Raw genomic sequence first — 7,434 nt, 5'->3', positions numbered from 1 at the left:
AAGTAGCGATGCTCAAAGATTACTTTCTGCAAATATGCATTCGAACCGAAGTTCAAATGTTTACTGCTTTGGTCACTCTTCAAGACTTTGATATTGTTTCTGCCTGTCGAAACAGGCTTCGATATCGTCTTGCGAGTGCCCACACAGATTGTCTGATAAATTGTTAAAGAGCAGTGAGTTAGTAACCTTCCGGTCAGTAACTCGAGGTGCGCATATTACGCTTTCCTCACTCAGAGTCAACTACTTATTTCGTTGAATTTCTCTGTTCTCTTTGCCGGTCACTTAACTACTTGATTCGTCATGTGCCGTCTCGATGGATGCGCATTATAGGGAGTTCCGCGCAGGCCGCAACTGCTAATTTCAATTAAAATGATCGTTTGCTGCATTCCACAGCAAAACCCCGCTTTATACCCTGTTGTGCACAAACTTATCCACAGAAGTCATCTGGACTAAAAATTGACGAGCATCACGCAATCGTTTTCGCTACAATTCCACGCGTCGAAAACACCTCGCTGAATTGATCAAATATCACTTTTGCGGATCGATTTTGATCAAAACAGGCTTAGTGAAGCCTAATGAGTGTTAACGGCAGCACTGGCAACACCCTTTTCAGGACGTTATCTGAATCTGTTCCTCTCGACGCTGCTCTTCTCTCTCTATATAGAGAAGAGACATATTAGGTAGAGATTCACGTAACGCTCTATTTTATAGCGAATGAAAAACTGCGATCCAAAGCCAAGGGATAAAACCATGCAACAACGTCGTCCAATCCGCCGTGCTCTGCTTAGTGTGTCTGATAAAGCAGGTATCATTGAATTCGCCGAAGCGCTTTCTCAGCGTGGCATCGAGTTACTTTCCACGGGCGGTACTGCCCGCCTGCTGGCTGATGCCGGTCTGCCAGTCACCGAAGTCTCAGATTACACCGGTTTCCCAGAAATGATGGATGGCCGCGTTAAAACCCTGCATCCAAAAATCCATGGCGGCATTCTGGGTCGTCGCGGTAAAGATGATGCCATCATGACTGAACATGATATTCAGCCAATCGATATGGTTGTCGTCAACCTGTACCCTTTCGCCGAAACCGTGTCACGCTCGGATTGTTCACTGGAAGATGCTGTTGAGAACATTGATATCGGTGGCCCTACGATGGTTCGCTCTGCCGCCAAGAACCATAAAGACGTTGCCATCGTTGTAAAGAGCAGTGACTACGCCGCCATTATTACCGAACTGGACAATAATGAGGGTTCCCTGACCTACCCAACCCGTTTCAATCTGGCGATTAAAGCATTCGAACATACCGCAGCCTACGACGGCATGATCGCTAACTACTTCGGTACGATGGTTCCAGCATACTATGGCGAAACTGACCAGCCAGCAGGCCATTTCCCACGCACCCTGAACCTTAACTATATTAAGAAGCAAGATATGCGCTACGGTGAAAACAGCCACCAGCAAGCAGCCTTCTATATAGAAGAGAATTTGAAAGAAGCTTCTGTCGCCACCGCCGAACAGCTACAAGGCAAAGCGCTCTCATACAATAATATTGCTGATACCGATGCTGCACTCGAGTGCGTAAAAGAGTTCAGCGAACCTGCCTGTGTGATCGTCAAGCACGCTAACCCTTGCGGCGTGGCGATTAGCGACTCCATTCTCGGCGCTTATGAAAGCGCATATAAAACTGATCCAACTTCTGCTTTCGGTGGCATTATTGCCTTTAACCGTGAGTTGGATGCCACAACAGCTCAGGCAATTATTAGCCGCCAGTTTGTCGAAGTGATTATCGCACCAAGTATCAGCGCTGAAGCCCTCAGTGTGCTCGCCGCTAAACAAAACGTTCGCGTGCTGATTTGTGGTCAGTGGCAGGCACGTTCTGCCGGTCTAGACTTCAAACGCGTCAATGGCGGCTTACTGGTACAAGATCGTGATTTAGGTATGGTGACTCAAGCCGATCTGCGCGTGGTGTCTCAACGTCAGCCAACGGCACAAGAACTGCGTGATGCGCTGTTCTGCTGGAAAGTCGCTAAATTCGTTAAGTCTAATGCGATCGTGTATGCCCGCGATAATATGACCATCGGGATAGGTGCCGGCCAGATGAGCCGCGTTTATTCTGCCAAAATTGCAGGTATCAAAGCCGCCGATGAAGGTTTGCAAGTTGCCGGTTCAGCGATGGCCTCCGATGCCTTCTTCCCATTCCGTGATGGTATTGATGCTGCCGCGGCTGTTGGCATCACTTGTGTGATCCAACCGGGTGGTTCTATCCGTGATGACGAAGTGATCGCCGCCGCCGATGAACACGGTATCGCGATGATCTTTACTGATATGCGTCATTTCCGTCATTAATTAAACCGCTTAACGGAGTCACCCCGATGAATATTTTGATTATTGGTAACGGTGGGCGCGAACACGCACTGGGCTGGAAAGCAGCACAGTCGCCTTTAGCGGATAAGATTTATGTCGCACCGGGCAACGCTGGCACGGCACTGGAACCTCGGTTAGAGAATGTGGCGATCGCCGCGACTGATGTTGCCGGTTTGCTGGCCTTCGCGCAAAGCCACGATATCGGCTTAACCATTGTTGGCCCAGAAGCACCGTTAGTGATTGGCGTGGTCGATGCCTTCCGTAGCGCAGGTTTGACCATTTTTGGCCCGACACAAGCTGCGGCTCAGTTGGAAGGCTCTAAAGCATTCACCAAAGACTTCTTGGCACGCCACCAGATTCCAACTGCGTTTTACCAAAACTTCACTGAAGTAGAACCGGCACTGGCTTATGTTCGCAAAATTGGCGCACCTATCGTGATTAAGGCTGATGGATTGGCCGCCGGTAAGGGCGTGATTGTCGCGATGACGTTGGCAGAGGCGGAAACGGCCGTTCACGATATGCTGGCGGGGAATGCATTCGGCGATGCGGGTCATCGTATCGTGGTCGAAGAGTTCCTCGACGGCGAAGAAGCCAGCTTCATTGTAATGGTTGATGGCGAAAATGTGCTCCCAATGGCGACCAGTCAGGACCATAAACGTGTCGGTGATGGCGATACCGGCCCCAATACGGGTGGGATGGGTGCTTACTCACCCGCTCCAGTGGTCACGGATGAAATCCATCAGCGCGTGATGGATCAGATTATTTGGCCTACCGTGCGCGGCATGGCGGCAGAAGGTAACGTGTATACCGGCTTCCTTTATGCTGGCTTGATGATCTCAGCAGATGGGCAACCGAAAGTTATCGAGTTCAACTGCCGCTTTGGCGACCCTGAAACACAGCCTATCATGTTGCGGATGCGCTCTGATCTTGTTGAGCTATGTCTGGCTGGAGCACAAGGCAAGCTCAACGAGAAAACCTCCGATTGGGATGAACGCCCATCATTGGGTGTGGTTCTTGCCGCGGGGGGTTATCCGTCAGATTACCGCCAAGGCGATGTGATTTACGGATTACCGCAGCAGGAAGTGACTGACGGAAAAGTCTTCCATGCAGGTACCCAGTTAAATGGCGACAATCAAGTCGTCACCAGCGGCGGGCGTGTATTGTGCGTCACGGCACTGGGTGAAACCGTCGCAAAGGCACAGCAACGTGCTTATCAGTTAGCGGGGGATATTCACTGGGAAGGGAGTTTCTGCCGTAAAGATATCGGCTACCGTGCCATTGCACGCGGTAAATAACGACACCATTTTTTCCATCGATGGGCACGGTTCGCTGTGCCCTATTGACGATTTATTGGTCGTACCGTGTTGGCTGTAAAGTGAGTGTTGGCAGTAAAGTGACTGATAGACACTGCAATCGAGATGTTCGATACACGATAGTATTCACAAACTACCGGCCGTCGGTTCCCAGTGGCAGAAATCCTGATTGGCAACCAGTAATAATTGTTCGCCTTCTGGCGAATTCAGCCAGGCAACGCCCAGCGGCTGTACACTATCACTCCCTCGTTTACTCAGCCAGACCTGCGAATTATCATCGAGACTCAACCGCACTGTTTTTCCAGCACAGGTCGTGACGATACCCGCCTGCCAACGCCCCTGAATTAATCTGACGTTCCCAGCACGTAGTGCGCTACTGAGTTCGAGAATACGTTTCGCTTCTAGCTGATAAACCGCAATTTCATCGGCGGAGAGTTGCTCACGCCGTTCAGCTAACTGGCGCTGCATAAAACTTACCCGCCCTTCTTCATCGAAACGAAGCTCAACGCTTTGCGGGTTATGGCCTAAATCGTTGCGACGAATTTCACGCAAGATACCATTTTGGTATTCATAGAAGGTCACGCGGGTATTGTCCCCTGAGTAGGGGCTGTAGACGCTCATCAACACCAGTGGTTGTCGCTGCGCATTATCTTGTCGCCATAAACGTACCACACCGCTATCGGCGATGTATCCGCTGGCACTGAACTGGGGGGGACCTGAATGACTGCTACAGGCACTGAGACCAAAGACAAAGCCAAAGGTCATCAGCACCCGCTGCATAAACAAAAGGGGCTTTGCCACCCCCCTGCTTATTATTTTCACTGACACACTATTAAGATTTAACAGAATCTTTCAGTGCTTTACCAGAAACAAACGCTGGCACATTAGCTGCAGCAATTTTGATTTCTTTACCAGTTTGTGGGTTGCGGCCAGTGCGCTCATTACGATGGTTTACTTTGAAAGTACCGAAACCAACCAATTGTACTGGATCACCGTCTTTCAGAGATTCGGTAATGGCAGCCAATGTGGACTCCAAAGCCGCTTTAGCTTGAGCTTTAGAAAGGTCCGCTTTGTCCGCGATTACGTCAATCAGTTGAGTCTTATTCATAAGTTATCCTTACAGTGTGTTTATCGTTTGCAAAGCATCAAGTGCGACGGATATGCCAGCTGACAGCACTCTCCTGCATACACGCACCGATAGCCACTTTTTTTCGCCCCCCAAATGTAGAACAGACAGGGGGCAGATGTGAAGCCTTAAGACGTGACAAATCAGGCGTTAAATCACGTTTTCTTGCCTTATTGCGTTAAATTTATGCCAATGTTGCTAACAGCCGCTTCTCGTAGGTCAGATCGTAACCCTTTGATCAGATCTAAGTCGCGTTCTTCACAGTCAGCCAAGAGACGGAAAATCTCCCATTGGATATCCCATTCTTCTTCAACAGCAGGCAAAATTTTCAGTTCTTCGTCGGTCATTTCTTTGCCAGCCAATGTCATTTCTAACATGGCAACAGTACGGATGGATGTTTCGCTAATCGCGATGGCATGTTCCAGTGTTTCACCACTCAAACGTGAATGAATAGCCTCACTCAATGCAATACAGGCATCGATAGCAGGATAAACACCGTAGATAGCATAGTCATCAGCAGAAGGAATTGCCTCTTCTAACTTCTCCAACTGGCTATCAAAATTGACTTTAGCGTCTTTTACCACCAACGTTTCCCAGATTAGGTCCAGAATACGCCGGTAAATCAGCGGATCGCCGAATTCAGTTTCTAAGCAGAATTGCTGATAGTTGGGATACATCCGTTCGCACAAACAAGCCATGAAAGTCAGGTGTTGCCAGCTTTCTAGCTTTTCGAGGCGTAGATGAATCGGATTACGTATCATTATGAGTTCTCATTATTCATTATCTGCGCGGCAGTGTACCCGAAATTAAATCATATCCCTATTCTTGCCAAGCAAATCAGGAGGATTCCGCATCCAACGTTGAAATTGCGGTCGGTTTGAGGCGATAGCATCTGCCCAACGGGTCGGTTCCGGCAAGCGGTAACTCGCCATACAACGCTGAACCCAGACTAAGGCACTCTCAACACTGACTCGATGCCCAGGAGAAATAAACAGAGGATTGCAACGCATTTTGCTACGCCATACCCAGCCAAGTTGCTCTTCACCATCAATTAGCGGTTGTAATGCCCCTTTATCGCTATCCAACGGCTGATAATGCCCACACAGACGGCTTTTGGCGACACCGATGGTAGGCACATCAACTAACAAGCCAAAATGGCTGGCAACCCCTAAACGGCGTGGATGCGCGATACCTTGGCCATCGACAAGCACCAGATCAGGTCGTTGCTGGAGCTGCGCCCAAGCGGCTAATAATGCAGGATATTCACGAAAAGAAAGTAAACCGGGGATATACGGCAGTGAAGTCGCGACGCGGGCAACCTGATATTCCACCAGCTCAAGCGAGGGATAACGCAAAATCGCGATAGCAGCACGGGTGATTTCCCCCTGCTGCTCAAAACCAACATCAGCACCCGCAATAAAGCGCACAGGCTGGTGAGTGAGATAATTCAGCACAGGGGCATCTTGCAATATCACTTCAGATGCCCGTTGTTGTTGCTCAGCCCGTAGCGCTTTGGTGTCAATCATAGCGGGTAACCTATCCAGGCCATTTATTGGTGATAAGGCCGTGATAATGCATGCACCGCATTCACAAAGGCACCAGCATGCTCTGGCGGCACATCCTGATGGATGCCGTGACCCAAGTTAAAGACATGCCCTTCTCCTTGCCCATAACTGGCTAGAATAGTGCTGACCTCTTGTTCAATCCGTGCCGGTGGCGCATACAAAATTGAAGGGTCCATATTGCCTTGCAGCGCAACTTTGTCACCGACGCGATGACGGGCATCGGCGAGATCAGTCGTCCAATCGAGGCCCAGCGCATCACAACCCGTGGCCGCCATCGCTTCAAGCCACTGCCCTCCGCCTTTCGTAAACAGTGTTACCGGCACACGGCGACCCTCATTTTCGCGGATCAGGCCATCGACGATTTTATGCATGTAACTCAATGAGAACTCAAGATAGTCGCGGCCGGTCAATACCCCACCCCAAGTATCAAAGATCATCACAGACTGCGCACCGGCTTTGATTTGGGCATTGAGATACAAAATGACGCTATCAGCCACTTTATCTAGCAACAGATGCAATGTTTGCGGCTCTGCGTACATCATTTTTTTCAATTTGGTGAAGGCTTTACTGCTGCCCCCCTCAACCATATAGGTTGCCAACGTCCATGGGCTACCGGAGAAACCAATCAGTGGCACTTGCCCTGCCAACTCACGGCGAATCGTTCGCACCGCATTCATGACATAGCCCAATTCTTGTTCCGGATCGGGGATCGGCAATTGTTCAACATCAGCACGGCAGGTAATGGGGGATTGGAAGCGAGGGCCTTCACCGGCTTCAAAATAGAGCCCTAGCCCCATAGCGTCAGGGATGGTCAGAATGTCTGAAAACAGAATCGCTGCATCCAGAGGATAACGACGCAATGGCTGCATCGTCACTTCACAGGCTAACTCGGCATTTTTGCACAGTGACATAAAATCACCCGCAACAGCACGGGTGGCTTTATATTCAGGCAAATAACGGCCTGCTTGGCGCATCATCCACACTGGCGTCACATCTACCGGTTGGCGCAGTAAAGCCCGCAGATAGCGATCGTTTTTCAATTCATTCATGGTGGTGCTCCCTTAGTCATCTG

At 49.8% G+C, this 7,434-nt stretch carries 7 protein-coding genes; 2 read left to right on the top strand and 5 right to left on the bottom strand.

Going from position 1 to position 7,434, the window contains the following annotated elements; genetic code table 11:
• The first annotated feature begins 750 nt into the window (after window positions 1–750).
• Window positions 751–2,340, top strand: coding sequence for a bifunctional phosphoribosylaminoimidazolecarboxamide formyltransferase/IMP cyclohydrolase (gene purH / locus BN68_RS22790; RefSeq protein WP_019213465.1), 1,590 nt, complete (start codon window positions 751–753; stop codon window positions 2,338–2,340).
• Between the two features lie 26 nt (window positions 2,341–2,366).
• Window positions 2,367–3,653, top strand: coding sequence for a phosphoribosylamine--glycine ligase (gene purD, locus BN68_RS22785; RefSeq protein WP_019213464.1), 1,287 nt, complete (start codon window positions 2,367–2,369; stop codon window positions 3,651–3,653).
• Window positions 3,654–3,797: 144 nt separating this feature from the next.
• On the opposite strand, the gene BN68_RS22780 is transcribed toward purD, so the two are convergent.
• From BN68_RS22780 to hemE, 5 genes are all read right to left on the bottom strand, one after another.
• A complete protein-coding gene (locus BN68_RS22780; RefSeq protein ID WP_019213463.1) occupies window positions 3,798–4,451 on the bottom strand; it encodes a DUF1481 domain-containing protein in 654 nt (217 codons plus the stop codon).
• A 52-nt stretch (window positions 4,452–4,503) separates the two neighbouring features.
• The gene (hupA, locus tag BN68_RS22775) at window positions 4,504–4,779 is read right to left on the bottom strand and encodes a nucleoid-associated protein HU-alpha (protein ID WP_004876782.1); all 276 of its coding nucleotides are present in this window, start codon (window positions 4,777–4,779) and stop codon (window positions 4,504–4,506) included.
• A gap of 188 nt (window positions 4,780–4,967) precedes the next feature.
• A complete protein-coding gene (locus tag BN68_RS22770; protein WP_019213462.1) occupies window positions 4,968–5,558 on the bottom strand; it encodes a YjaG family protein in 591 nt (196 codons plus the stop codon).
• Between the two features lie 45 nt (window positions 5,559–5,603).
• Window positions 5,604–6,323: a deoxyribonuclease V gene (gene nfi, locus BN68_RS22765; RefSeq protein ID WP_019213461.1), complete on the bottom strand. Its 720-nt coding sequence runs from the start codon at window positions 6,321–6,323 to the stop codon at window positions 5,604–5,606.
• Window positions 6,324–6,346: 23 nt separating this feature from the next.
• Window positions 6,347–7,411: a uroporphyrinogen decarboxylase gene (hemE, locus tag BN68_RS22760; RefSeq protein WP_019213460.1), complete on the bottom strand. Its 1,065-nt coding sequence runs from the start codon at window positions 7,409–7,411 to the stop codon at window positions 6,347–6,349.
• Window positions 7,412–7,434: the final 23 nt, after the last annotated feature.

The sequence above is a fragment of the Yersinia massiliensis CCUG 53443 genome (genome assembly GCF_000312485.1).
In the GTDB taxonomy this organism is placed as follows: domain Bacteria; phylum Pseudomonadota; class Gammaproteobacteria; order Enterobacterales; family Enterobacteriaceae; genus Yersinia; species Yersinia massiliensis.
The sequence above is the reverse complement of the archived record's forward strand: the minus strand, read 5'-3'. Positions and strand labels throughout refer to the sequence as shown.

What these genes read in the sequence shown, in the direction of transcription:
- purH (WP_019213465.1), top strand. Translation starts at nt 751, where the DNA reads ATGCAACAACGTCGTCCAATCCGCCGTGCTCTGCTTAGTGTGTCTGAT.
- purD (WP_019213464.1), top strand. Translation starts at nt 2,367, where the DNA reads ATGAATATTTTGATTATTGGTAACGGTGGGCGCGAACACGCACTGGGC.
- BN68_RS22780 (WP_019213463.1), bottom strand. Translation starts at nt 4,451, where the DNA reads ATGCAGCGGGTGCTGATGACCTTTGGCTTTGTCTTTGGTCTCAGTGCC.
- hupA (WP_004876782.1), bottom strand. Translation starts at nt 4,779, where the DNA reads ATGAATAAGACTCAACTGATTGACGTAATCGCGGACAAAGCGGACCTT.
- BN68_RS22770 (WP_019213462.1), bottom strand. Translation starts at nt 5,558, where the DNA reads ATGATACGTAATCCGATTCATCTACGCCTCGAAAAGCTAGAAAGCTGG.
- nfi (WP_019213461.1), bottom strand. Translation starts at nt 6,323, where the DNA reads ATGATTGACACCAAAGCGCTACGGGCTGAGCAACAACAACGGGCATCT.
- hemE (WP_019213460.1), bottom strand. Translation starts at nt 7,411, where the DNA reads ATGAATGAATTGAAAAACGATCGCTATCTGCGGGCTTTACTGCGCCAA.